The sequence below is a fragment of the Collimonas arenae genome (genome assembly GCF_000786695.1).
In the GTDB taxonomy this organism is placed as follows: domain Bacteria; phylum Pseudomonadota; class Gammaproteobacteria; order Burkholderiales; family Burkholderiaceae_D; genus Collimonas; species Collimonas arenae_A.
Map to the genome: position 1 here is coordinate 3282191 of NZ_CP009962.1, position 26554 is coordinate 3308744.

The 26554-nt window shown below is 53.2% G+C and carries 26 protein-coding genes; all 26 read right to left on the reverse strand.

Going from position 1 to position 26554, the window contains the following annotated elements:
- Position 1: 1 nt before the first annotated feature.
- Positions 2-268, reverse strand: a complete 267-nt coding sequence (locus LT85_RS14450; RefSeq protein WP_038489945.1) for a PAAR domain-containing protein — start codon at positions 266-268, stop codon at positions 2-4.
- Positions 269-280: 12 nt separating this feature from the next.
- Complete coding sequence (locus LT85_RS25460) at positions 281-2245, reverse strand: T6SS phospholipase effector Tle1-like catalytic domain-containing protein (protein WP_052135195.1); 1965 nt, start codon at positions 2243-2245, stop codon at positions 281-283.
- The gene (locus tag LT85_RS14460) at positions 2242-2844 is read right to left on the reverse strand and encodes a DUF3304 domain-containing protein (protein ID WP_038489947.1); all 603 of its coding nucleotides are present in this window, start codon (positions 2842-2844) and stop codon (positions 2242-2244) included. The genes LT85_RS25460 and LT85_RS14460 overlap by 4 nt, the downstream gene beginning before the upstream one ends.
- A gap of 106 nt (positions 2845-2950) precedes the next feature.
- The gene (locus tag LT85_RS14465; RefSeq protein WP_038489950.1) at positions 2951-3301 is read right to left on the reverse strand and encodes a hypothetical protein; all 351 of its coding nucleotides are present in this window, start codon (positions 3299-3301) and stop codon (positions 2951-2953) included.
- Between the two features lie 69 nt (positions 3302-3370).
- Positions 3371-4255, reverse strand: a complete 885-nt coding sequence (locus LT85_RS14470; protein ID WP_038489952.1) for a DUF4123 domain-containing protein — start codon at positions 4253-4255, stop codon at positions 3371-3373.
- Complete coding sequence (locus tag LT85_RS14475; RefSeq protein WP_052135196.1) at positions 4252-6756, reverse strand: type VI secretion system Vgr family protein; 2505 nt, start codon at positions 6754-6756, stop codon at positions 4252-4254. Before LT85_RS14475 ends, LT85_RS14470 begins: the two co-directional genes overlap by 4 nt.
- 99 nt (positions 6757-6855) lie before the next feature.
- Positions 6856-7347, reverse strand: a complete 492-nt coding sequence (locus tag LT85_RS14480) for an Hcp family type VI secretion system effector (RefSeq protein ID WP_038489956.1) — start codon at positions 7345-7347, stop codon at positions 6856-6858.
- Between the two features lie 300 nt (positions 7348-7647).
- Positions 7648-8789, reverse strand: a protein-coding gene (locus LT85_RS14485; RefSeq protein WP_253273555.1) for an IS3 family transposase whose coding sequence is annotated in 2 segments (ribosomal slippage) — positions 7648-8537 and positions 8537-8789 — 1143 coding nt in all. Because the reading frame shifts where the segments join, the coding sequence is not laid out codon by codon here.
- 62 nt (positions 8790-8851) lie between these two features.
- Positions 8852-9472, reverse strand: a complete 621-nt coding sequence (locus LT85_RS14495) for a hypothetical protein (RefSeq protein WP_052135197.1) — start codon at positions 9470-9472, stop codon at positions 8852-8854.
- Between the two features lie 602 nt (positions 9473-10074).
- Positions 10075-10296, reverse strand: coding sequence for a hypothetical protein (locus tag LT85_RS14505; protein WP_156117537.1), 222 nt, complete (start codon positions 10294-10296; stop codon positions 10075-10077).
- Positions 10297-10739: 443 nt separating this feature from the next.
- Complete coding sequence (locus LT85_RS25465; RefSeq protein WP_052135198.1) at positions 10740-11282, reverse strand: hypothetical protein; 543 nt, start codon at positions 11280-11282, stop codon at positions 10740-10742.
- A 135-nt stretch (positions 11283-11417) separates the two neighbouring features.
- Positions 11418-11684, reverse strand: coding sequence for a hypothetical protein (locus LT85_RS26650; protein ID WP_156117538.1), 267 nt, complete (start codon positions 11682-11684; stop codon positions 11418-11420).
- Between the two features lie 82 nt (positions 11685-11766).
- Positions 11767-12099: a BON domain-containing protein gene (locus tag LT85_RS14515; protein ID WP_038489964.1), complete on the reverse strand. Its 333-nt coding sequence runs from the start codon at positions 12097-12099 to the stop codon at positions 11767-11769.
- A 311-nt stretch (positions 12100-12410) separates the two neighbouring features.
- A complete protein-coding gene (locus LT85_RS14520; RefSeq protein ID WP_038489966.1) occupies positions 12411-12617 on the reverse strand; it encodes a glycine zipper 2TM domain-containing protein in 207 nt (68 codons plus the stop codon).
- 195 nt (positions 12618-12812) lie between these two features.
- Positions 12813-13868, reverse strand: coding sequence for an acyltransferase family protein (locus LT85_RS14525; RefSeq protein ID WP_038489969.1), 1056 nt, complete (start codon positions 13866-13868; stop codon positions 12813-12815).
- Positions 13869-15281 carry a phosphomannomutase/phosphoglucomutase gene (locus tag LT85_RS14530; protein WP_038489971.1) on the reverse strand — a complete coding sequence of 471 codons (1413 nt, stop codon included), beginning with the start codon at positions 15279-15281 and terminating at the stop codon, positions 13869-13871.
- Positions 15282-15299: 18 nt separating this feature from the next.
- The gene (locus tag LT85_RS14535) at positions 15300-16751 is read right to left on the reverse strand and encodes a mannose-1-phosphate guanylyltransferase/mannose-6-phosphate isomerase (protein WP_038489974.1); all 1452 of its coding nucleotides are present in this window, start codon (positions 16749-16751) and stop codon (positions 15300-15302) included.
- Complete coding sequence (locus LT85_RS14540; protein ID WP_038489977.1) at positions 16748-17890, reverse strand: sugar phosphate nucleotidyltransferase; 1143 nt, start codon at positions 17888-17890, stop codon at positions 16748-16750. The genes LT85_RS14535 and LT85_RS14540 overlap by 4 nt, the downstream gene beginning before the upstream one ends.
- 57 nt (positions 17891-17947) lie before the next feature.
- Positions 17948-18688 (reverse strand): WecB/TagA/CpsF family glycosyltransferase, encoded by a 741-nt coding sequence (locus LT85_RS14545; RefSeq protein WP_253273556.1) that lies wholly within the window; start codon positions 18686-18688, stop codon positions 17948-17950.
- A 69-nt stretch (positions 18689-18757) separates the two neighbouring features.
- Positions 18758-20242, reverse strand: coding sequence for a lipopolysaccharide biosynthesis protein (locus LT85_RS14550; RefSeq protein WP_038496278.1), 1485 nt, complete (start codon positions 20240-20242; stop codon positions 18758-18760).
- Positions 20239-21075: a glycosyltransferase family 2 protein gene (locus LT85_RS14555; RefSeq protein WP_038496282.1), complete on the reverse strand. Its 837-nt coding sequence runs from the start codon at positions 21073-21075 to the stop codon at positions 20239-20241. Before LT85_RS14555 ends, LT85_RS14550 begins: the two co-directional genes overlap by 4 nt.
- A gap of 65 nt (positions 21076-21140) precedes the next feature.
- Positions 21141-22205: a glycoside hydrolase family 5 protein gene (locus LT85_RS14560; RefSeq protein ID WP_253273557.1), complete on the reverse strand. Its 1065-nt coding sequence runs from the start codon at positions 22203-22205 to the stop codon at positions 21141-21143.
- Positions 22202-23284: an acyltransferase family protein gene (locus LT85_RS14565; RefSeq protein WP_038496285.1), complete on the reverse strand. Its 1083-nt coding sequence runs from the start codon at positions 23282-23284 to the stop codon at positions 22202-22204. Before LT85_RS14565 ends, LT85_RS14560 begins: the two co-directional genes overlap by 4 nt.
- A gap of 11 nt (positions 23285-23295) precedes the next feature.
- Positions 23296-24417 (reverse strand): glycosyltransferase family 4 protein, encoded by a 1122-nt coding sequence (locus LT85_RS14570; RefSeq protein ID WP_038489984.1) that lies wholly within the window; start codon positions 24415-24417, stop codon positions 23296-23298.
- A complete protein-coding gene (locus tag LT85_RS14575; RefSeq protein ID WP_156117539.1) occupies positions 24407-25663 on the reverse strand; it encodes a polysaccharide polymerase in 1257 nt (418 codons plus the stop codon). The genes LT85_RS14570 and LT85_RS14575 overlap by 11 nt, the downstream gene beginning before the upstream one ends.
- Positions 25663-26544, reverse strand: coding sequence for a chain length determinant protein tyrosine kinase EpsG (epsG, locus tag LT85_RS14580; RefSeq protein ID WP_038489988.1), 882 nt, complete (start codon positions 26542-26544; stop codon positions 25663-25665). The genes LT85_RS14575 and epsG overlap by 1 nt, the downstream gene beginning before the upstream one ends.
- Between the last annotated feature and the right edge of the window lie 10 nt (positions 26545-26554).

Consider the following 26554-nt stretch of genomic DNA (forward strand, 5'->3'; position numbering starts at 1 on the left):
ATTACCCTTGTGAAGCGGTCGGTATGCTGGAGATCAAGGCGCAGCCGCAAGCTGTATGATGTCCGTGCAATGCGACTTGGCGGCCGTCGATGGTGAATGTCGGCGATCCTTCGACGATAGGGTTGGTACCGTGCCCGGATTGTGGACAAGTCACCATATCGCCAACGCGGGCGATGCCGAGGCCGCGGATGGTGTGAATCGATGAAGCACTGATAACGACGCCGCCATGCGTAGTTTTATCACCCAGGCGAATAATGGAAAGCGCCATTAGATCCCCCGATCATCGCATTGGCATTTGTGTACGAGAGAATTCCCGAGACTCAGAATCCCATTGCGCCCGTTGCCTTCTATCGTGACTAGCCTTGGCAACGCGTTCTTTATTCGTTTTTTCGACCGCTTCCTTGGTCATCGCGTCGCCGCGGTCTCCAAAATAAATGCGCCTGAATTTGGCCATCCCAATACCATTCCAGATAAACTCATCCACGCTGCTATTCGCAGCGAATCCAGCCATTGAATCATGCACATAGGTATCAAAGAATTCTCCCACTGCTTCTGGTATTTTTGCAGGTTTCAATGCATCAACCAGACTTAATGGGTCACGCTCAGGGGCTTCAGCATCGCGTACCTCCGCCTGATTTTGATCAGAAAGCCATTTTCTCCATCGAGCAACATCGGCAAGAATATTGGCTGCCTTTGCATCTATTCTGCCTTGCGTATCTTCATTAGAGGCAGTGCGGCGATTATTGAATTCTATTGCTGAATCCGCTGCGGAGATTAATGGCATGATAGACACGATGGAGGACTGCGACCTGGCATAGGGAGTTTCCAGCGCGTCGTCATTGCTCCACATGCTTGGCGACTTTATCCTCTGGTCGATTTCCTCGCCAAGCTTCATCACGACATGCATGAATGCGCGCTGTGTACGCTGTAGATACTTCACCTCTGCAGGTGCGCTTTTCTTGGCGCGCCCGAAGAAGGAGCGCTGGGCGTAGGAGTCATCACGCGACTGCCAGCGGTAGCTGAAGTACCAGCTCATGTGCTGGCGCACCATATCTTCCAAGGGTCCAGGTGTAATTGCGGCCAGACTAGAATACGATTTGAAGGCATCGATCGCGGCCTGGTCAGGAGTGAGGGCTGTCGCAACTTTTTTATCTAAATCATGGTATTGCGTTAGCGGCACTCCCGCCGCCAAGGCTGCACAGTACATTTCAAAGCCCGGAATGCGAGCCAAATCTGTGCTTTTCCCTTGCGATGCATTGTCATACCCCCCTCCCACGTCAGAGTGCATGCCCGGATACAAATATTCTTTGGCGTTGGGAGGATACTTACCTTCGACCCGCACCGAGTCTGAAGGGAAACAGCCGCGGACCTCATGAGCCGCCACAAAATGCAGGCACTGCTCTACATGAGGATGAATCTGCATGGTGCCGTCTGCCCAGGACTGATGTCCTTCAACGATGGTATAAAGTCCGGCAATACCGACTGAAGCCACTGTATCGAATAGCCCCATAAACTGGACCCGCAGCGGTATCCCGGCAAAGCGCCAGCCTCCATCTTTTTGCTCACATATTTCATAGAGCCAGTTAACAAATGTACGGGCTTCGGCTGCACCACGGGAAAACCCAAATACGCTCACGCTGATTTGTAGAATTTCCGGTTTGCGATCTTTGATAGCAGCTTTGAGTTTTTCCTGCCAGACTTGCTTAAGCGAGTAACGTCTCTGTGCACCAACAGAACCTACTCCCCCTAAGCCTTCTGTAATAGCTTTGGCTTGGCTATCGGGTATTAGATTCGAGTTAGTGTGGTAAGCGTGTACCGCATTAAATATTCGAGTCAATCCCCAAATAATTCGTGGTTCTCCCCCCCAGGAAGTCGCTGATCCCAAGCCTCCGCCTGCATCTCCTATTTGTGGGAAAGGTGTACCAACACCAGGAATGTAATATGGATAATAAGCGTTCGTGCCAATTTTGTTGGGCAGATAGGTATGATACAAGCGGACCACATTACTGTGCTTCTGTTTGGACGGATCGTTTATGTACGCTTTGTAATCATTATCTTCGTTGTTACCTGTGCCGTCGAAAAAAATTCCGACGAAAAGATTTCCCGAGCAAGAAAGTTCATTGGGTTGCGCCGATAGAGCGCAGAGTGCTCGTGCACGCTGCATCTGTTCGCGATTGCTCAGTGGCCGCTCGCGGCTTCGCGTATCCCCAAGTTCGGGATTCAATGCAAAATCAATCCCACTCATTTTCCACCCTCTCTCTTTTTATAATACTCAATCAAACTTTGGTCTACGGTCCATGGCAGCATATCTTCAGGACTCATGGGATATTTGGGGCTCCCCAAGTAATACTTGGAGATCACTACTTTTATACGATGATTAGGGTAGAAATGTACTTGCGCAGCCCCCAAATTTTCTGGCGTATATTCCGGGATATCTACTTCAGCTTCCTGTGACGGCGGGGGAGTCCGGGGATCGGTTTGCTTTGTGTCATACCCCCAGATCACTTTTGCTTTCAGACCAGGGCGCCAATGTTTAGGAATTTCTATACAACACGAACCGCCTGGCCCACCAGTTCCTGGATCCAGATTGCGGCCACTTCCGCCATTTATCGAGAACCCACTGATTGACCAGTCCGGAATGTGATCGTAGCCGGTTATTTCCACAGGAATTTTTTCTTCAGAACAGCCAGCCAGCAATCCCGCAATTCCTAATGTACTCAGCATCAACAGGGAACGCGTCACACTTCCAATCTGATTAGACCAGGAGAGTCTCTTCTTATTCGTTGCAAAGCGTCGCATATTGCTCACATCAGTATCAACGTTGGAATCAGTTACATTGTTCATGTTTTCCTATCTCTTTAGCATGGTAATTCACCAAGTCTAGTCATGCTTTCCAAAGAAGCCTTGATAACTTCGGTAAATAGATTCCAAATAATGACATCTCTCAGGCTCAGGCAAACGCTACTAAGACTATGAATAAAACTGTTGCAAAAACCCACACCGCATTTTTTATGAAAGAAAGCCCTGTCAAACGTTGAAACCCAATAGCTACAAGCACCAGTATGCCAAGCAATAATGGCAAACCTGTAATTGGCCAAGTATAGATAAGCATCCAGAACAATCCCTGTCCGAACTCTACCGCCGCATCGAAATATATATAACCCAGGCTCAAAAGACATATGCTAATCGCCGCCGCTATGGCCAACCTGTTACGCATTCTCGATCTCGACATTTTCGCGGCCCTGGTACCCGCACCGTCATAGTGTTCACTGAGCACCGCTTGAGATTTGATCTCGGTCATTACAATACTCCGATTGCACGAAACATTAAAACGTGTGACAGCTTAGTAGCCGCTCAACTTCGACGCCTATTAAATGACACCTGCTGCCTCCAGCGCTTCGCCCAGAGCGCCAGGGTTCCAGCCACGCTCTTTTAGCAAGGCGCCCAATGACGGATCTCGATTGCATTCGCCGAGCGTCAGACATGCCGCGCAAATCAATGAAAATTTATCAGGCCACATGACTACTCCATATTGCATCGCCAATGCTAAGGTATCAGCGATGATTGCGTACAACTGCGCAGGCGAAATGTCATGTGGAATAATGTCCCGCATGTTTTCTGCCAAATAGTCGATCATTGCATCAGATTCAGCGGCATTAGTGAAGGCAGCGATTTGGCCGTCGCTTAACTCAAAAGGAGCTTTGCTTTTTATTGATTGCGTAGGCAAAAATGGGCAAGCAATCAACTCACCTTCCCGATCTATCGTCAACCATAAGTCCAATGGCGAGGTTAATGTTGCCCATTGCTCGTTTGTCAGTAGCTTGGGTAAATTGACGAGCACGCGAGTATCAGAGAACCGCAGCAGCAGTTTTTGCCCGTCACTAGCTTCAACAAAATGCAAATTTTTCCATTCGCCTGCAATTTGCTGAGCAGTCTCTTTGCTGGCGACAATGCTTACCATTGGTCGCCCACTACAATGACTAAGCCAACGATAAAATAATTGCTTGGCCGCAGTAACAGATTGTCCTGGCGTATAAAAAGTCAACAGCCACGGTGCGACCCCCTTCAATTCTGTCGTATCCTCGCCGTCATAGCAATTCGTTCCAGTAATTTGCGGCCCGCCATCCTGTCCATAATCAAATGCTCTGTCGATCAGTAATGACCAGTTCAAATCAGGTCGTTCTTCTATTTGCACCAATAACGCAGTACTTACGTTCTTAAGATTAGTTAGATTTTGTGCATAGTAAGCAGTCATATCACAGCCAATCCAGAGCCAGATTTCAGCGCCTTGAGAAGACAGGGAATGCACACGGTTTTAGGAAGAACTGGCATCGTCGGATTCAAAGTTTGCGGCCCGGTCAGGTTGAAATCACCTTGGTGAATAATTCGCTGACCGCTGGTGAGGTCGGTAATACCGGCCTTATTGATTTTGATGGCAGAGCCACCGGCGCCGATAGTGATTTCTTTGTCGGCCCAGATTTCAATGTTGTCGGTAGTCGAAATCAGCCTCAGCACCTTCTCGGCAATGATGTCCAGGTTGTCGCTCTGTGACTGGATCTCGACCTTGCCCTTAGCCGCAAACAGCTTGATACCGCCGTTATACACAAACAGGCTGAGTTTTTCCTTAATGCTGGCAACCAGGCTCTTGCCGACCGCCAGATTGGTGTCGGTGCCTGAAGACAGCGTGACGTTCTCGCCGCTGTGAATGTGCGCGCTCTTGGGCGTGGTGAGACCGATGCCAGCCGGTGAGGCCACCAGCAGAATCGGTTCCTTGAAACGATTGGCCTGCTGCTGGTTTTCGCCCTCGTATTTGTCTTGCGTTGCCTCCGTAAATTCTTGCAGGCTCTTTTGACCGTCCAGGGCTTCGGCGTTTGCTTTTACACTGGTGTCTGATAGCGACTTTGTCAGATTCTGGCCGGCTTCCAGTTGCTGATGGGCTTCCCGCACATCCAGTTGCGATCCTTGCGCACCAGGACGGCCGAAAGTGCTGATGTACAATCCTTGATGGGTAGTAATGGCGCCATAGGCATCTGAATTGAGAGAAAAACCCGAACCATAAAATGCCTGGCGGGTATTGCCTTGCTGCCCGACCAAGTAACCCAGATTGAGCTGCGCGTTGGTATTGCTGCTATAGAGCTGGACTCGGTTCTGGTTGGTATTGTCGTCCATCACCAGCTGCGTAAATCCACTGCCTTTGTACTCCTTGGATTTATACCCTGACAGCTTGCCATCGGTATGCCAATTAGGCGTCTGCGCGCCGTTGTAGACGCGGCCTGTGATCAATGGCCGGTCAGCATCGCCACCCAGGAAGGTGATCACGACTTCCTGGCCTTTGCGCGGCACATTGAGGGCGCCATAACCTTGCCCCGCATTCGGATAGCTGACGCGCACCCAGCAAGACGCTTTTTCATCACCCGGATTCAAGCGGTTCCAGGGGAACAAGACCTTGACGCGGTTGAGAGAGTCCGTATAAATCTCTTCACTTTTGGGCCCCACCACCGTGGCGATCTGCGCATGCATCTCCGGCTTGTGATGCTCAAACGGGCTACGGTATTCCACTGTACGGCGCTGCACCTCGATGCTGTTGGCACAATAGCCGCTTTGTTCGTTGGTGATCTTGTCGCTGGTCGCGGTCTGTTGCTTGGCGTCGGCGATTTGCTGTTCCAGGCTCCCGGGAAAATGATTGACCGTCGTCGACAGTGGCAGGTTGTTTTCGATGTACCAATGCAGACCGATGACGATGAACTGGCGATCTTGGTCGGAATCGCGGTCGTGATCCGTATGATCCGCCAGGCTGAACCAGCGACCGACGCCGGCGGCGAGACGGGGAACACTCGACCAGGCAAAGTAACGCTTGGCCTGTGACTCCCAGGCCTCCACCTTGATCTTGGCCAGCTTGTCGCCGCGATCACGTTCCAGATAGGTGTAGTTACCCGTGTATTCGTAGATTTCCAGCTGATTCGGCACCGCACCGTGACCATCGAGGGTATAGGTGCTGGTGGCTTTATTGTTGCCGGGAGATTTGTAGTCATAGGTGACGGTCGACAACTGCCGGCTGAGTAGCTTGCGCTGACCGCCCCAGCGGGTGATCTTGTCGACTTCATCGTTGCTGCCAGCCCGGTGGAAACGGATTTCTTCCGGCGCCAGCGGCTTTAACAGGCGCACCGAATCGGTGATGACCAGCGTATGGCCTGAGCCATCCTGCTTCTGTTCGTGATAGCTGTACCAACCTTCTTCTTCCATCAGGCGCATCACGAAATTCCAGTCGCTCTCGTATTGCGTGCAATAGGAGCGCGACGGCGCGGGCTGTGTCAGATCGAAGCGGAAATTGCCGCGTGCCTGCGTATGCTGGTCAAACACGTCGCTGATGATGTCGTCGGCGGTCTTGTCTTGCCAGATGCGGGCATCTTGCCGGTATTGGAGAAAATGCAGCCAGGAAGAAAACGCCAGCTGATAGACCGTGAACTGGCCGTCGTGACCGAGCATGCCGGCTTGGTGTACATAGCCGTGCACTGGCAGATAGCTACGTTTGTCGGCTTGCTGGATCCACAACGTCACCGGCTGGGCGATCAACTGCTTGAGTTCGATATCGCTCTGCAGGGACAACACATCGAGGGTGTAGGTATAACCGCGGCCTAGACGGTCATGGGCAACTACGCGATGAGGAAGCAGGACGTCAGTACCGAGCGGGGTATCGAGTTTAAGCAGACGGCTTTGCTGGCTGACGCCGCCGATTGCACCAAGCAATGTGACCATTGACTACTTTCAATAAGATTCTAGACTGAGCATTCGCGGCAAAAGCAAAAAAGCCGCAGCACCGAAATGCCGCGACTCTCGTCAGGAATGCAAAAAGAATTATACGACCTTGTTGACAGACAGATCCCAGCCGCCGGAAGTGTTGCCGCCCGAGCCGCCACCAATTTTTTGCTGTGTGTACTTCCATTTGACTTTGGAATATTTCAGGCTGACGGACTCGCCCAGAACATCGCCTTCCGCAACGGACGGCGTCACGTCGGAAATCAGCACGTTGGACAACTCGATTTCAAAATACTTGATGCGATCGCCCTTGCCGTCGGCGCGCAGGAACTCAAATTTGGCACTGTCGATAGTTTTCCCTGAGGAGCAGTTTTGCAACAGCAGGGGTGTAGCCAGGTCTGCGATCTTAGTAATGACGATATCCTTATGCTCGCAACGTTCAGCTGTATGGCCACCGCCTGTCGATGCTGTAGCTGACTTGGGTTGCAGCACTTCCCACTGTACCGACTTGCACTCGATCCAATCTTTGTGCGCGCTGTCAGTAGACTCGCCTTTGATGCCATTAATTTGCAGATATACGTCGATAGCCATGGTAGTACTCCCCTATTTATGAATGGTTATGATTGCATCTCGCTCTGTTCGCAAGCCGACAATGACGCGTAAATGCTCATACGATTTTTAACATGCCAGTGTAGTGCAAAACAAACATCCACCGTACCTGTCAATTTTGTCAGGTGGCAGCATCATTTAAATCGACGAACCCGTATTTCTGGAGAAAATAAAGCTAAAGAAAATTGAACAGATGGTTCTGTCTGCTAACTAAGTGACCCTGTACCCGAATTAGTCCCGATCAGAAGTAGAGATTTCCGACGTTTTGACCCTGTACCCGAATTAGTCCCGATCAGAAGTAGAGATTTCCGACGTTTTTGTTTGCCCAGAAATGACGCTATCCCTTGCCATCTGGGCATACTCTGCGGGTGTTGCCCATTGTAATGCAGAGTGGGGTCTGCTCTCGTTATACTCCTTGCGCCAGGCTTCAATTTTTTGTTTTGCATCGTCCAACGACATGAACCAGTGCTCGTTCAGGCATTCCTGCCGCAGGCGGCCGTTGAAGCTTTCACACTTGGCATTATCGGTCGGCCGCCCAGGCCGACTGAAATCCAGCTCGACACCACGCTCATAGGCCCAGCGATCCATCACTTTCGAAATGAATTCCGATCCATTATCCGATTTGATCGTCTCAGGTAATCCCCTGGTAGCGGCAATCTGGTTCAGCGTCATGGCAACATTCTCTCCCTTTAGGCTTTGCCCGACCTCAATCGCCAAGCACTCACGCGTATGGTTATCGACGACCGTCAGCATACGGAGTCTTCTGCCGTCAAATAGAGCGTCGGCTACAAAATCCATGCTCCATATTTGATTCATGGCCGTCACCAGACTCTTTGGCTGCCTTAGTCGCGCTGTCCGATTACGGCGGGGGCGTTTGAGGCGTAGCGACAGCCCTTGTTCGCGATATAACCGATAGACGCGTTTGACATTGTCTTGCCAGCCTTCCCGTTTCAACATCACATGCACTCGACGATAGCCATAGTGAATGCGTGTTGCCGTTATTTCCCTAATACGCATTGTCAAGGCAGATGAATCACGCGCCACGGACTGGTACCGATACAACGCCCGAGACGTACGCAACAGTGCACAGACTTTCGTCAGGCTGGCCCGGTAACGGTCGCATAATTCATCGATCAGCGTACGGCGACGGGAAGGCTTCAGAGCTTTTTTGACAGAACATCCTGAAGCATGACTTTGTCCAGACTCAGATCTGCAACCAGCTTCTTGAGCTTCGTGTTCTCTTCTTCCAACTGACGAAGCCGTCGTAGCTCGGAAGGCCCTAGGCCACCATACTTCTTCTTCCAGTTGTAAAACGTCGCCTCAGATATCCCAAGCTTGCGGCATACCTCATCGACCGTCGTTCCCAATTCCGCCTGCTTCAGTGCAAACGCAATCTGCTGTTCTGTAAATTTGCTTCTCTTCACGGCTACTCTCCTGTCTATTGTCAGAAAATTATGCCGGATTCTTTACTTTTAATCGGGACTGTTTATTGGGACAGGGTCACTCTAAAGTGCACTTCTGTTTTCGCTTGCGCGCTGTTCTTTGGCTGCGCGGCTGCAGCGACCTGCTTAACATACTCTTCGCCGATTTTCTTTTGCATTTCAGTCGTGCCCAGGCGCTCAGTCATAGAAGCTCCTGGAATCGCCGTCTCACCGTAACCTATTTTTCCATTGATGCCACTCCACCCGCTTTGCTTGACTTCGACCTCAATGGTTTTCCCATCTGCCATAGCAATGGTGCGCTTTCCTCCACCGGCCTTATACAGACGATCAACCATTTCGACAATCTGATCTTCGAAGAAAGCGTGAATGACAGCTTGCTTGCCACCACCTCTGAGAAATTGCCCCGGGATATCTTTCCCAAATTGTTCCGAAACCTTGCTAACGCACGCCGGAATTTCTACACCTTCTGGGATGCGAACAATTGATAGCCAGCCATTTCGGTTCCATTCGTCAAGCACACCATATTCTTGCCGCCACTCTTCGGCTGTTTTTGGAGGTACCCCGCGCCCCCAAAATGGTCCTATTGGATTAGTTTCCCTGACTTCGAATCCATGTGTTGTCCCATGGGTTCCAAAAGCCCTAAACAGGGTTTCTTCCTTAAGCATCTTATTTTCAATTGGCCCTGTAGATGCGGCGATCCTCGGATAATAACTAATACCAGTGACCGGATCAGTAGTAACGTTTTTTTTCAGATCGGGAAAACCGGCTTCATGCTTATAAATTTTATCGACGAGATTGGTATTTAGAGGATCTGAATCGCCACCAGTTTGCTAGACGCTCACCAGTTGTTCGAAATACTGCTTTTCGTAGTTCATCGGCGACAGCCTGTACCGCATCTGCGATAAATTCACTTCCCTGTACACGGTGCACGTCGGCCAGTTCAAAACCTGCGCGGCTATCGGTATTAATGGGTGCATTGGCAGGTGTTCTTTTTGCCGCGGATTCTGCTCCAATGTTTCTCAAGCAATTGGCAGGTAAAATTGGTCATAAGTCGACACATCGTTGATCTAGTATTCCATCGGATACAGTCCAACCATATGCGACGCTGCTTTTTTTGTTTCGGAAGACGCCAGGCGCGGATGAATCGATGAAAGCAAGACTATATGGAGCCAGTGGCCGGGACCCTCGCAAGAGCCTCTCTACGACACCCAGTCCCGTATTTCATTGTCCCGTTCCCTGCAGTCATAGTTGGACGAGGCACACACCCTCAACCGGCAGAATGAGCCTCAAACATCTTAAGCAATTGGTTTTCTCCATCGGCCTCCGCCTCACCGACCGTAACGAAAGTTGCAGGGGAAACCTCTTTGGACTGGATGATGTGACCATCGCGGTGTTCGGTCGTTACAATTGTCCAAGAAAAACTATTTTCGTCACTAGGAACAATCTGCAACGACAACATGTACTCGTCATTGCCATGAGTCAAGGCCATCTCACCCTCCAAGAACATAACTGAACCCTAGTATGACTGTACCGAGTATCTGCGGTTCCAAACCGGATGATCGCGTACTGCCTGTCGTACGACCACAAAAATCGGCAGCGTGACTAAAAGACACGACGTCGTAGCGCATCATCTCTGGCATACCTGCTTTCAGGACAGCGTACCGCGCAGAACCTCACTACGGCGATCACGCTGAAATTGCTTGCGGATTTCTTTACATTGCAACGTGCTTTGATGGTTGCTATGCATATGCAGGACGACTATCCGGAGGATCATCACTCGGCCAGGGGATAGCTTTGAGACTTCACAGGCTTGCCTTGCGCCTTTGTAAAGATCCTCCGTTTCACCGTCGGAAATCCCGTCCGGGATTGCACTAAGCAGACCCACGAACGAAATTTCGTCAGGCAAAACATTCAGGTAAGTCGGGCTTGCATCTAACTTGCGCGCCAAACGAAAACCATTGACTGCATGCTTCGTAAGCCCGGTATCTGAGCTGTTTTTGTTTGCGTGTCGTCGCCCACTGCTGCACGAATGCGATAGGTGCCCGCATGCGGGAATTTGACCAGCAGGATTGGTCCGTCGCACGTCGTTTGCAATGTCGCTTTTCCATCGCCACTCGAAATATTCACATTGATATCAGCCAGATAGCTGCCATTGCGAGTGGAAAAAGTAGACATCAAGTCATACTTTTTTGCCATTCGTTTCATGGACGTTGATTCATCCAGGCCCACGCCGCCGCATACATAGGTAAACCCGTTCTGGGATTGGGGCTGTGCGTGGATTGCAAGGGAGCCCGCCGGTTCTCGGAATTGCGATTCAGGCTGGGTTGGAGTTTGTGGCTCAGCCTGCACCGGTGGTTGCAGTGGAGGTTGCAATTGCGGCTGCATTTCGGCAGGCAACTCAGGCGGGGTCGGAGATTGTGCCAGCGCAGAAAAAGAAATACTCAACATCGCCAGCAAGATAGTGGTCGCTTTCATTGGTAAAGCCTCCTATAACATCTTGTCTGCTTACGATTGACACGCCCATTCATCAGTACTTATTTCCCGATGACTATCCCTAACTTGTTGGTTATTTTTTGCGGGGTTGAATCACGCTGAATGGGCGTCATCAGATTAATAAGAAGCGCTCCCACTGGCGCCGCTTGCCGCGCCGGGTGCCTTGGTCGTCCCGCCGCTCGTATCGGGCGTAGCAGGAGCGGTTGTAGCAGCTGCCGGTGGCGTGCTGGCTGACGGAGGAGTCGGTGCAGGAGCGACTGGCGAAGCCTGTGGGGATGGGGCTTGCATCGGTGTCGCCGGCGTCGACATCTCATCGGCTTTCTTGCATCCGGTCAAGAGCGTACTAGCAATAGCTGCGGCAAGAAATACATGTTTGCTTAACATATTGCCTCCATAAAGCTTGGTTGACGTATTGCATATCAAAAGTGCTCTTCTTCATTTTTTCATCAATGCTTTCTACCTCCTATCAAGGATTCCCTGTTACTTTGATGTCGTTATTGACCGCCTTGACACCGTCGGTGCCACGCGCAATGGCAGCCACCTTGTCGGCCTCTTCCTTAGTGGCGACGCTACCGCTTAGCGTCACGACACCATTGTTATCCGTATCAATTTTTATATCAGTTGCAAAGGCCAGCTTCTCTGCGGTCAGCTTGCTCTTTATTTTTGTTGTGATGATCGAATCCTTGACTATCGTCACGGGTTTTGCCGGAGTCGTCGAATAATCGGCGGCGTAGGTCGCAACAGGTACCAGCAATGCGGCGATAACGAAGAAACAGATTGATGTTGATTTGACTGTCATGATGAGCTCCTATCTTGATTAAATGCGTATTGGAATAATCATGAAGCGCCTATTTATGTATTCAATTTACGCGCGCCTTCGATTCACGCGCAGCGCGGATGTTGATAGAAAAATTATTTAACGGTCATATTGACTCCCGGGGAATTAGTGAATGACGCGCGGCGGACTGTTCCACTGGCTCGCCGTGGTCCCGCACTGATTGATTGGCAAGGCCGCCGCGTCATGAAACCCGACAGCCCAGCAATCGTCGACTTTCTTACCGTCAAATTAGTCACTCGGCAAGACATCTGCTCCGTGCGGGGAAAGTATTGCTATTTCTTTATTTCATTCCCGATAACGCCGCCGACGGCCGCGCCTCCGACCGTGCCGATGCCGCTACCATTAGTCAATACCGCACCTGCAACACCACCGATGGCTGCACCTGCCGCAGTATTTCGTGTTCGCGGCGTCCAGTCGGCGCATCCTGCTAAAACCACGATGGCGAGAATGGCAGTGCCCAATCTTTGCTTGGAACTCATGCTAGCCTCCTTTTTAATCGTCACACTCGACTCGTATAGGTTAGAGGACGTCAGTTTTCTCAAGTTCCCGTTTAAAGAGCGCAGCAACTATGCCAAGCATCGGGGGTTTCCGTGTCGTATGTACACTTTTTCTTTCCCCAACCTGAAACAATTGACAATATTAATCCGGAGAAAATTTACAGCAATACATCCGAGCTATCCGTTTCCATACATACGTGCCAGAAAACGGCGGAAGAAATAAGCCAGAGGAATGCAAAGCAAGATAGCCAGAACCGTGCTGACGATGCTCCAGCCCAGGGCGTAGTTGTAGTTTTTCGGAATAACATGCAAGGATGTCGCCATACCCCGCACCACTCCCAGGAAAACAAAATGCGCCGGAAAAATAACCAGCGTATTGGCTGAAAGCCAGCGGCTTATTCCACATGCCGGCAATAGGCCCGATACAGAAAATGTGGCGATAATGCCCAGCAGCGAAGTCAGCAGATAAAACGCCGGCCGCATGCCGAAGTACATGTTAGCCAGGTCGACTTTGTCGTTAAATGAACCTGTATAAATCAGTAGCGTCGACGACAGGGAAAAAATCAGCAAAAGATAGATGACCGCCCTGTTTTCGAATTGCATTTTATCGCGGACAAACTGCCCTATTGCATAAAACGATAGCGCGATCCACATGCTGTCCATCCCAAGCGGAAGCCTGTATGGAAGATATTTCCAGATCATCGTAACTACAAATGCGAGAACCGCAAACAACCCCGTCGACGCCAGCAACGTCATGAATTTGCGTGAAGCCTGATACATGATCGCAGTCAGGATCAGGCAGGGGAAAAACCACAGCGGCGGATCTATGTACAAATCCGGCTCCAGGCCGGTAAATAATCCGGCTACTGGCTCATACCATGCCCGGCCGGAAAAAAGCACGCCCTTCTCTCCTATATTGCGCGTGGCGATCCAATACAGGAATGCGAACAGGAAAAAGAAAACATAAGGTACGCCAAGGGTTCGCACTGTCTGTTTTACATTGCTAAAAACAGTTGCGTTCAATTTGCTTGCTTTTAGCAGGAATCCGGAAAGGAAGAAAAACAGGGGGACGTGGAAGCTGAATATAACGCGCGCCACATAATCTGGCAGACCCCGGCTGTGGCCGAGGACAACCAGTATGATGCCGATCGCCTTGGCGTTATCTACAAAGCCAAAGCGATCGGATACGGTGGTGCTGTATAGCGAGCGCTGCTGCAGAAAAGACGAATTCATCTAGGTTAAGGAGGTTGAAAAAGGCAGCTGCGCATCTGGCTTGGCGGCCAGGATCACACGCCCGAATTCCGCCTGGATAAGCGCCAGCACATGATCCGACTCTGCTTCAAAGCGCATCACCACTACCGGTGTGGTATTGGACGAGCGAGCCAGACCAAAGCCGCCTGGATATTCGACCCGCAAACCGTCAATCTTGATGATCTCGTCGGATCCAGGGAAATCTGCTTCCCGTTGTAACTGTTCGATCAATGCGAAATTCTCTCCCTCGTGCAACTGCAGTTGCAGCTCGGGCGTGCTGACAGACTGTGGCAATGCGTTCAACAATGCAGACGGATCGCTTTCATGGCTGAGCAGCTCCAGCAAACGCGCGCCTGCGTACAGACCGTCATCGAAGCCGTACCAGCGATCCTTGAAGAAAATATGTCCGCTCATTTCTCCTCCGAGCGGCGCCCCGGTTTCGCGCATCTTGGCTTTGACCAGCGAGTGGCCGGTCTTCCACATCAGCGGCTTGCCGCCGTGCGTTGCTATCCATGGCGCCAGATGGCGCGTGCATTTGACGTCGTACAGGATTTCGCGGCCGGGGTTACGGGTCAGCACGTCTGCGGCAAACAACATCAACTGGCGATCCGGGTAAATAATCTGGCCATCCTTGGTGACCACGCCAAGGCGGTCGCCGTCGCCATCGAATGCCAGTCCCAGTTCGGCATCCGAGTTCTGCAAGGTACGGATCACGTCTTGCAGGTTTTCCGGATGCGCGGGATCGGGATGATGGTTGGGAAAAGTGCCGTCCACCTCGCAGAACAGTTCTTGCACCTCGCAACCGAGCGCACGATACAGCTCGCCGGCAAATGCACCGGCGACGCCGTTGCCGCAGTCGACCACGATCTTCATCGGACGCACCAGCCTGACGTCACCGATAATCCGCTGCAAATAGGCTTCCTTGATGTCATGCTTGCGATAGCTGCCGGTTACTGTCGCTGCCGTGGCATTCGTGGCATTAATGCTGTCGCTGGCAATCCTACGGTATAACTGCTGGATCGCATCGCCATAAATCGCTTCACCTGCCAGCACCATCTTGAAACCGTTGTAATCCGGCGGATTATGACTGCCGGTAACCATGATTCCGGACTGCGCGCCCAGCACATGTGTCGCAAAGTACACCATCGGCGTCACCACCACGCCAAGATCAATCACCGCCATGCCGACATCTTGCAAGCCTGCGGCCAGGGCTTCGGCCAGTTCCGGGCCGGACAAGCGCCCATCGCGGCCGATAACGACTTCATGCTCGCCTTTGGCGCGCGCCGCCAGGCCAAACGCCCGGCCAATCTGGCGAGCGATACCGGCGTCCAGGGTGGTCCCGACTACGCCGCGAATGTCATAAGCTTTAAATATCGATTTTTGAATTGAGAGCATGATGTGTGCCTATACAAGTTAACTTCGTTTATAAATATCGTCGAAACGGACAATGTCGTCTTCGCCGAGATAGCTTCCTGACTGCACTTCTATCAAATGCAGCGGCAATTTCCCGGGATTCTCAAGCCTGTGCTTGACGCCGATAGGGATATAAGTCGATTCATTTTCAGTGAGAAATTTTTCTTCTTCTCCCCGGGTAATACGCGCCGTTCCGCTCACTACCACCCAATGTTCCGCGCGGTGATGGTGCATTTGCAAGGAAAGCTTGCCGCCCGGCTCCACCGTAATCCGCTTGACCTGAAAGCGGTCGCCCATGTCGATGCCTTCATAGCTGCCCCAGGGCCGATACACGCGGATATGGTTCATGTGTTCGGTACGGCTATTCTTCTTGAGGTCTTCGACGATTTTCTTGACGCCTTGCACCTGGTCCTTATGCACCACCAGCACCGCATCCTTGGTTTCCACCACCACCACGTCCTGGATGCCGACTACCGCTACAAAGCGGTTTTCAGCACGTATCAGCGAATTTCGCACGTCGTCCGTATACACATCGCCGCGCAGTACATTGCCGTTTTCATCGCCTTTCAGTACTTGCCACAACGCAGACCAGGAGCCGATATCGTTCCAGCCGATTTCAGCCGGCACCACCACCGCGTGCCGGGTATGCTCCATCACCGCATAATCGATGGATTCCGCCGGACAGGCCGCGAAAGAAACTTCATCCAGCCGACAGAAATCGAGATCGCGATAGGCCCCCTCGAAAGCCTTTTGAGAGCTCTCCGCGATAAGCGGCCGAAACTCGCGCAACTCTTCCAGATACCGCTTCGGCTGGAACAGAAACATGCCGCTGTTCCAACTGTATGCGTCGTCCTTCACAAACATCTCCGCAGTCGCCTTGTCCGGCTTTTCGACGAACCGTTCGACGGCGTAACATCTTTCGGTACCAGGCAATGCTGTCTTGGCTCGGCGGATATAGCCGTAACCGGTTTCCGGCGCGGACGGCACGATGCCGAACGTCGCGAGCGCGCCCTTTCCTGCCGCTAGCGCGGCACGCTGGATAGCTGCGTGAAAAGCTTCGGGGTCATTAATCATATGATCGGCCGGCAGCACCAGCATCAGCGCATCTGCCTTGCTCTCTGCATCGGCCTTTCTCTCTTTCACATGCTGCAACAGATAGTGCGCCGCCACCGCAACCGTAGGCGCAGTGTTCCGGCCTTCCGGCTCCAGCAAAATGCCGAGCGGCGCAATCCCGATCGCCCGCAACTGCTCTGCCACCATGAAACGATGCTCGTTACCGCAGGTGAGCAGAGGCGGCATCAGTTCCGTCCACTCTGCCAGGCGCAGCAAGGTTTCCTGCAACATGGAATATCTGGAACACAACGGCAACAGTTGCTTCGGCAGGGCTTCGCGCGACAATGGCCACAACCGCGTTCCGGACCCTCCGGCAAGGATAACAGGATATATTTTCATAGCTCGCTCATCGCCAGTTCGTTTGCGCTTTCCGGCGCACGGTCGCGCGCGTCGCCCCACTCATGGGTGTCGCTCTCCTGCAAACGACGCATGTCGCCTGCCCGGTTCACGCTGTACTCCTTGAATACGATCACCTCGTCCAGTTGGGCGTCGCAGAGTATGCGGGTGTATTCAAACAGCACGCTGCGCACCACCTGGGCGCCGGAACAGATGTGACTGCCATGTCCGATCCAGGTCGGGCCGACAATCTTGCAGCCGGCTTCGATGCGGCAACCGGAACCGATATACACCGGACCTTCGATGGTGCTGCCCTCCCAATCTATACTGGTATTGAGACCCACCCACACACCCTCGGCAATTTGCTGCCCCGGGATTTCCATCTGGGCGACTTCGCCCTGCAGCACGCTTTGCGAGACGCTCCAGAAATCGGTCACGCTGCCGATATCGATCCAGTTGAAAAAGCCTTGCTGCGCGTAGAACGGCAAGCCCTTTTGCGCCATTAGCGGAAACAGTTCGGAACCGATGTCGAACACGGTATCTGCAGGGATCAGATCGATTACTTCCGGTTCAAAGATGTAAATGCCGGTGCTGGCGAAATTCGACAGGGCTTCCTCTTGCTTCGGTTTCTCCTGGAACGACTGCACCCGGCCATCCTTGTCCATGACAACCACGCCATAGCTGTCGACCTTGTCCCACGGCACTTCCTTGGTAATGACGCTGGCAAGCGCGCCTTTGCGCTTGTGTTCGAACAGTGCGGAGATAAGATCAAGGTCGATCAGGGCGTCGCCGCATATCACGATGGTGGTGTCGTCGAAAAAGTGCGCGAATTCCTGGATTTTCTTGATGCCGCCAGCCGAGCCAAGCGGCTCCGGCACCACTTCGCCGCTTTCATTGACGTAGCCTTCGAAGGAATAGCCGATCTGCACCCCGAACTGCTTTCCGTCGCCGAAATATTCTTCGATCTTATGATGCAGATAACTGACATTGACCATGATGTCCTTGACGCCATAGCTGGCAAGGTATTCAACCAGATAAGCCATCACCGGCTTTCCCAGAATCGGAATCATCGGCTTGGGGAGATCGTAGGTCAGCGGGCGTACCCGGGTACCTTTGCCGGCGGCTAGAATCATTGCTTTCATTGATGTCACCTCATGCAAGTTGATAAAAAATATGTCGTGTGTTGCCGTTACAGTTATCTACGAACTTTCTCCACTGTATTTGCGGCACAACAACAGGAATTTCACGATGTCGACGGTATAGCGGCGTACTAATCGCCGCGGCTCGATGCAGAGGCGGTACAGCCATTCAAGATGAATCCGTTGCACCAGGCGCGGCGCGCGCGGCTTGTCGCCACTCCAGAAATCAAACAAGGCGCCGACCCCGATCACCACATTGGCATCGAGCGCCTGGCGATTAGCCAGGATCCATTCCTCCTGCATCGGATTGCCCAGCGCCACCAGCACCATTTCTGCCTGTGCGTTGTTGATCAGCTCAACCAGGACGGCGCGATCTTTTGCCAGCCCGCCGTAGCCGTCGCATGTACCGACCACTTCCTGTTTCAAGGTCGTGCGCACATATTCGGCAGCCTTGCCAAGCATCTCGGGTTTCCCACCCAGCATGAACACGCGCATCGAAATGTTTGCGCCAGAAAGAAAGTACGGAATGAAATCCGTACCGTTCAAATTCTCTTTGAACGCGTCGCGGCGGAACAGATAGGCGGCGATATCCATGCCGACACCGTCATTGACGATTGTCACCGACATGTTTTTCATCTTGTCCAGCAGATGGCGGCACTGAACGATGAAATTCGTATTGGCAAAGAACAAGGTCATTTTTTTGTTGATCCACATCGTCCGCAGCAGATATCGTGACAACACGGGCGTGGTGGTTTTGACCACCGGAAAGCCGGCGATGGGAATAACATTTTTTTCAGCCACAAGAAACTCCTTCATTGACAACAGAACCAATCGAGCAAGGACTGCGCGTCCTGCCCAGCGCAGCGTCGCCTATCGCGCACGGCGCAGCCGCATGGCGGACAACAGCAATTCATGCCAGGAAGCGTTAACCGCCCTGATGCGCCAGCCTGTAGCGGCAACCATGAGCGGGTACAGCAGACACGCGATGACTACCCCCCCTCCTATCAGCGTGATGTTGGTGAAGCGTTCCGGCATCAGTGAGAGATAGCCGGCTAACCCGAGAAACAGGATGACGCTCCCCACCAATGGCGGCGCTAGCGCATACCACATCACGCGCACATCGAGACCGAGTTCGCGGTTCAGCAGATATTGTGAAATCGGAAATACAACCAGGTAGGCGCCGCAAAACGCCAGGCTCATGCCGAGCAGGCCGAATTGATAAAATCCTGCAGCCAACGTCGTTGCCAGCAGCAATTGCGCGATACCGAGCCACACCGGCAAGCGATTTTTTCCCATTGCAAAAAACACGTAGTCATTCAGATGAACGATCGACGACACCATATACAGCAGCGCCAGAACACCGACTACGGGCGCCGCAGGCAGCCATTTAGCGCCAAAAACGGCCACTACCAAAGGCTCTGCCAGTACGCCTTGGAAACACAGCAAAGGGGCCATGCAAAACAGCGTGATGCCGACAATTTTCAGATAGCCGCGCCGCAGCGCAGCCTTGTCCGTCCCCGCATCGGAAAATACCGGCAGCGCGACTTTTTGCATGGAACTGGAGATCACCAGGTACACCGCCGAGGTAATACGCTTGGCCAGGTTATACAAGCCGGTGGCATGCGGCCCCAGAAAAAAGCCGACCAGGAGCGAATCGCCATTGGTGTTGGCAAAACTCAGCGCGCCGGTCATTCCGACCTGCCGGATATCGTTCCAGTATTTACCGTTCAGCGCACGATCAAAAACGATCGCCGGCAGCCATCGGCTTTGCACCACGACCAGCAGCAGCCCCAGGCCGGATGCCGTGACCTGCTGCACCACCAGCGACATCGCGCCCCAGCCGCTGGCCGCAAGCGCAATACCGATCCCGCCGCCAATCATCACCGAAGCAATCGAGCGGATTGCGAGTTGCCTGAACATCATGTTACGTACCAGCCTGGCCTCATAGGCCCGCACCAGTCCGAATAAGAGAATTGAAACACTCATCCCCTGCAGCACTACTTTCAGGTTTGGCGCGCGAAATAACGATGAAATCAAGTCAGCCGAAAAGAACATTGCCGCAGTCAGCAACAAGCCGGCAATCGAGCAGCACGTGAACACCCAGGAATACAGCCTGTCATTGGGCGCAATGGCACGCACGATAGGCATGGCGATGGCGTCGAACACGACCAACCGGGCAAATAAAATGAAAAGATTGGCGACCGTCAGCAAACCAAAGGCATCCGGTGCTAGAAAGCGCGCCAGCACGGCAAAGATCACGAACGACAGCAACTGCTGCGCGAGGTTATCCACGATCGACCAGACCGAGCCGGACGCCAGGTTGCCGCTCATGCCGTGCTGTTTCTTTACGTTCATGTCCGCCATCCCTGCACGCGGGCCAATACGCTGACGTACTTGAAGCGTGCCTTAGGAAGATTGCCAGTCGCTATGGCCAGCAAAACCCCGCAGCAGGTCCGCAAACAGGCCACGGGAAAATACCAGAACGGATAACCGTTGATGCGCATCACGCGGCCGATGCCCGCTTCATATTTCTTTTGCCGGCTACAAGCACTGTCATCGAAATTGGCGGTTTTCACCGGATGGTGCAGCGTCATATCGCTCAGATACTTCAACTTGAAGCCCTGCTGCAAACTGCGCAGCAGATAATCGGTTCCCTCCGCCGCCCCCCATGCGGTGCCGGCGCCGACGCCCAGCGACTCATCGAACTGTCCGACCGCCTCGACCACCCGCCGCCGCAGGAAAATACTGAATTCAATTGCGCCGCGCCAGACGTTATACCGGTCCAGCAACATGCTGCGCGCCAGCCAGCGCCCTTCTGTACGGCCGCTGCCGTCAGTGAAACGTCCCGTAATGCCGTCCAGCTCCTGATGGTCGCTCAGGACAGTTACCACCAGATCAAGCAGGCGCGGCGGATACCAGCAATCGTCGTCGGGAAAGGCAATCACGTCGCCAGCGGCTACCGCCAGGCCCGCATTGCGCGCGCGCGAGGCGCCGCGCTCAGCTGAACGAATGTGCCGGATGGGGAATTTCCTGCCGTACAACGCCAGCAGCGGAACCAGCCTGTCGTCGTCGTTCTGGTCGACCACGATCAGTTCAAAATTCCGATAATCTTGGGCGTCCAGCGACTCTAAAAGCCGTGCCACTTCTTCGGAGCGTCCTAGCGTTGCTAGCACCAGTGAAAATTTCATATCGTTCCCTTTGTCAGTCTCGTGCATAGGCGGTACATCACTTCACATCTCGCCAAGTACATCTGTCACATGCCGGTTTTCAAAATTGTCATTTGCGGCTTGTCGCCATTGCTGTCGGGCTGCAAGCTAAACGGATAATTACCAAGCCACTTGCCGCTGGTCCAATAAGTCCAGCCACCCCAGGCGGAGTTGCCTTTCATGCCATCCATGATGGCGGCCAGTGCTTGCAGACATTGCTGATTGGCGGGCACGCCGAACTCACCGAGAAACAGGCGTCGCCTGGTCGAATTTGCCCATACCGCGATATCGGCCATGATGGCGCCCAAGCGCGCCGGGTCGACACAGGTGTTGCTGGTCCCGGAAAAATCCGCATCCGCATACTGATGCACTTCGATCATGTAGTTATCGGCAGGATCGTGAAACCGGCGGAAAGCGTCGGCGTTCGATACCCCGTTGTCTTTTGCAAACCAGGAATGCGCCCCACTCCAGCTGCCGCCGGGAACCAGGATCAAATGGCGTGATCCCTTTTTTCGCAGTATGTTCAGGGTTTCCTGCGCCACCGCCGCCCATTCGGCGACAGGCAGTTTGCTTGGTTCGTTCATCAAGCCGAAAGCGGTGTTCTCAGGGTCCTTGAACCGCGCCAGTAGCCGCGTCCACAAGTCGGCCAGCGCGGCGCGCGGCACCTCAGTAGAGCCGATCGGCTTGCCCCGATATTCGCCGTAGTTGTGGACATCAAGGATCACGCAGGTCCCCAGCGACCGTGCGGCAGCAACCGTTTCTTCTATGCGGTGCACCTCGGCTTCATCTAGCGGACCCAACAATTGGGGCTGTATCCGTTCCCACAGAAACGGTAGCCGGAAGGTGTTCATGCCCAAGGATTGAAAATGGCGCATATCGGCCGGATCGGGATAAACGTAATCCTTAAAGATCGTCCCGGGCAATTTGTCCGCCGCGAACTCGGCTCCGCTGAGATTGACGCCGGTCATCCGGTTCCCGTCAAGGCAACTGGCCGCCGCCAGATGGGAGAAGAAAAAGCATGCGACGGCCAGCGCCAGCCCAAGCATGCGACGCCCTGCCAAGGACCGCTGCCACCAGCAGCCATGTGCCGCGATTGGTAATGGCTTTATCATCTAATCTCCCTTTCCGTGGTTACCGATCGTGAATTGCTTGCCAATGCAAAAAGCGGAATGACTGTCCGTTTAAAAACAATCCCGACGGATTTGATGAACCGTGCCCCAGGCTTCTCAATCAGCTGGAAATTCAGCCAGGAAGACAGCAATACAAAAACGGTAAAAGGAAGCAGGAAAATAAGCTGAAGCGGTTCAGGGTGCAATTTATGCACCAGGTAAATAACCGGCATATGCAGCAGGTAAATGGAGAAACTGCATTCCCCGCATAAGACGATGAATTTATTTTCAAAAACGACAGCTCCGAGCGCAGATGAGAACGACAGGCTGAACACGAGCAAGGCGCCGAAAATGGCTGTCATGATGCTGCTATAGAAATCGTTGTTGCTGGCAAAAGGCAGTGACAGCCAGCCGCCGAGCATCAGTACCGTCGATGCAATCAGCAAGGCATGCAGCACAGTCAACGATTTGGGTCCTTGCCTGTCGGACCTGATTTTCGAACGAATAATGCCGGCGATGACGCCAAACAGGAAATAATGCAGTTTTGATCCGATAAACGTGCCGGGAAATGAGGCCCGATACGACAACAGGATCATGCAGCAAAGCGCCAGGAAAACCAGGCCGAGGATATCCAGGCGGTTGACGTAGCGGCTGGCTGCGGCCCATACCAGAACGAACAGGAAATAGAACTCGACTTCTGGCGTAATGCTCCAGAATACCGACACGTTTCCCGAAAACAGCAGATGACGCAGGATGTTCTTAGCCGATATGTCGTAGACGAAATGCGGATCAATTTTTGTGTAGATGAACAGAGACAGCAGTACGATGACCAGATAGGCCGGTGCGATTCTTGAAAACCTGGATATTGCATACTCGGTGACGTTCAAGGCCGAGAACTGTTTGCCGAGATAAAGATAAGCCATGAGAAAGCCGCTCAGCGAGAAAAAAATCATCACGCCGATTTCTCCGGAAAAATGATTTTCCCAAGGCAGGGAAAACCACTCCACCGAATGGCCATACACCACCAGCAACGCGGCCATTCCACGCAAACCGGTGATCGCATCGATTCTTGTCTGGTTCATGGCAGGCATCATCAGCTCATCAACGCTTTATAGACGTCGACATACTTATCCGCGATATGCCGCCAGTTGTAACGTTCGGCAAACAACTGCACCTGCGACCGCCTCCGCGCATAGTCGGACGCTGTGCCTTCGTACAGTCTGGATATTTGCGTTACATTGGCTTCCTCGTTTCCGGGCGCAAGCAACAGGCCGATACGGGATTGTTCGACCAAGTGGCGAAATGGCGGGATGTCGCTCAGTATCGGGGTCAGCCCCGCGCTCATCGCTTCAATCGGCGCAATGCCAAAACCTTCATGGCGGGACAGGCAGATGAAATAACTGGATTGGCCGATCAAGACCGACAATTCATGATCGGAAGGATTCGCCGCTATCTGCACCGATCCGGTCAATTGTTGCTGCTCCACGACGGCTTTCAATTCAGCGGCGCTGTGATCGTATTCGCGACCAGCGATGATCAGTTTCCAGTCGGGCCCGTGCGCTACCAGTTGTTTGAACAGGGCCAACGTTTCCAGCAAGCCCTTGTTGACGGACCAGCGGCCGAAATAGATCAGTGTCCGAGTCGATAGCGTTGCCGACTGATCGCTGTATTTTTCGACATTGACGCCGTTTTCAATCACTGCCAGTTTTGGCGGCTTGACAATATTCCTAAAGATATCGCCATCGTTGTCGCTAGTGGCGATGATCTTGTCATAAGCCAGGCTGGAAGCACGCGTGATGGTGTTGAAATAGACTTTCTTCGACCTCGATGCAAATTTGGTATGAAAAAAGCCACCATGTGTCGATGCCACCAGCGGTCGTTTGTGTAAAAACTTGGTAGCGGCAAGGTAATCGAAAAAGAAATCGATGCCATGCACGTGGATCACGTCGGTGTCTTCGAGATGACGCAATACCTGCGGACACAGTGGATATCTGCTGGTGCCATGAAACGGCAACCGGATCACGCCGACGCCGTTGATCAAAGCTTCCGGCTCCAGAAACTCCGCTGAATTCCTGAACAGGCGGTTGAGCGTAAGGATCTTGGGAAGTTGTCCATGCTGCTCGCGCTGCTGCCGGGCGATGTTTTGGACCACGTCTTCCATGCCGCCGATAGATGGAGCGTATTGGCGCACAATGTGCGTAACTTTAATAGGCATGTTGAATTTCCTTTTCATCACTTTGGTGGTTCGCCACGCAGCCGACCAGAAACCAGAGAATGCCGGCGGTTTTCAAGGCAAACAGAGAAGTGCCGCTCACGCACAGGATCAGAGACATATACAGGGTGATGTACGCGCGCAGGCGTTCGCCGCGTTCGTCTTCCATTTTGAGCATCCAGAACGCGCCCCATAGAAACAGACAGAGCAACACGCCCAGCCTGGTGAGCAGCGAGGGATAGCCCATGTCGCCAAAGCCGAAGTTGAATCCATCCAGGCCGAAAATCATTCCCAAATCCAGATTCAGCAAAGTGCGGCCGCTGACATACAAACGGCCCAGGACGCTGTCGCTATACTGGCCGCCGAAATAGCCTGCCAGCACGAGCAGCATGGCGATGCTAAGCAACGGAAAAACCAGCGTCCACGTATAGTGCTTGCCCAGCGGCAGGCAGCGCAGCAGCACCAGCGCGGCGACCGTAATCATGCCGTAGCGCGAATCGCTCAAGGCAATCATGACGGCGGCAGCCAGCACGAAGAAAATCATTTCCTTGATCTCTTCGCGACGTTTGGCCAGACCCCAGGCGGCGACAATGACGGCAAAATTGCCTAGTGAAACCGGCTCCAGGAAAATGGAAGATATGCGATGGTTGCCGAGCAATGAGGGCAGGATGGTGCGGCCGATTCCTTCCGGCCGCATGCCATTGAGCCCTAACACGCTATCCTTGGCCCAGTTGGACCCGGCAGCCAGACCGCCCTGATTGACGTAATAAGAAAAAATATTGAAAACGCGGGAAAACCAGTCCAGGAAAAACAATTCAAAAAAGCCGAATGCCAGCACCACCAAAATCATCAGCTTAAGCACACGGTCAGCAAATTTCACGCTGCCGACTTGCCGTCCAAGCCCGTAGAACAGGATGGGAATCATCACATCCCTGAATCCCTTTGGATCCAGCTGATTGCGCAAGATCGCCAGCAGCAGCAGATAGGCCGCCGCCAGGCTGGCGACAGCAAGCAGTTCAAGCCGGATATGCCTGGCCAGGACGACTACGCAGCCGAGATAGATGGCCGCTTCGGCGAGCGCCACATCCGCCATGGAGATGCTATGCAGATTCGTGTGAATTGAGCACAGGACGGCCTGATATCCCAACGCCCCCATCAATATCCAGAATGTCAGCCGCCCGGCCGGTGCAGCCAGGGCGGACTGCTCCCGGACCATCGGGCCCGGCTGCATAAACTGGCTCTCATTCATCAGAAACTCACCATGACAGAACCGACAATTTCGACGCCGCTACGTCGCAGCTGATCGCTGAAATCGGCAAGATCGGCTACTCGCGTACGATCTTTCCGCACCACCAGCAATACCCCGCCGGCACGGGCGGCGACAATCAAGGCATCGGCCGAGCTCAGGAACGCCGGTGTGTCGTATAAAACGATGTCAAAGCGATCGCACAGCGTCTGGTTGAGTACACCGAAGCTGGCGCGGTTAAACAGTTCTTGAGGATTGGGCACGGGCGAACCTGCCGGCAGCAGCGACAGATCGACGAACGATTCAACCATTGCCACCATGTCCAGGCCGCTGCGTCCAGCCAACACATCGGCCAGTCCACGCTCGGCGGGCAGATTGAAAATCTGATGTTGGCGCGGGGCGCGCAAGTTTGCGTCGACCAGCAAGGTCTGCTCGCCCAGCTGCGAAAATACAACAGCAAGATTAGCTGCCAGCAAACTGGTGCCGTCACCTGGATTAACGCTGGCAATAGCCAGTTTCTTGCGTCCCGCCGTGAACCAGCGCAACATCAACTGGCTGCGTATCGAGCGCAGTACTTCTACCTCGGTGCTGAATGGCTGATAAGCAGCCATCAGCGTCGACGGATAATTACCGTTACCGTCTTGCAGGTAGGGATAGTCGAACTGGCGCGACAGCACCTGCTGGATATCGGCATCGCTTACCAGGCCAAGGCGCTTTGCTGCCTCGCCGAAGCGCAATCCTTCCTGTTTTTGCAACAGCCGTACTTTTTCTACCTGATCAGGTGTGAGCTTGCCCTGCTCCACCAGCATTCGACCAATGTGCGCATCCTTGCGCGGCGCCGCTGCTGCAGCGGCACTCAGTATGGAACTTACCGGTTTGTTCATTTGACCTCCA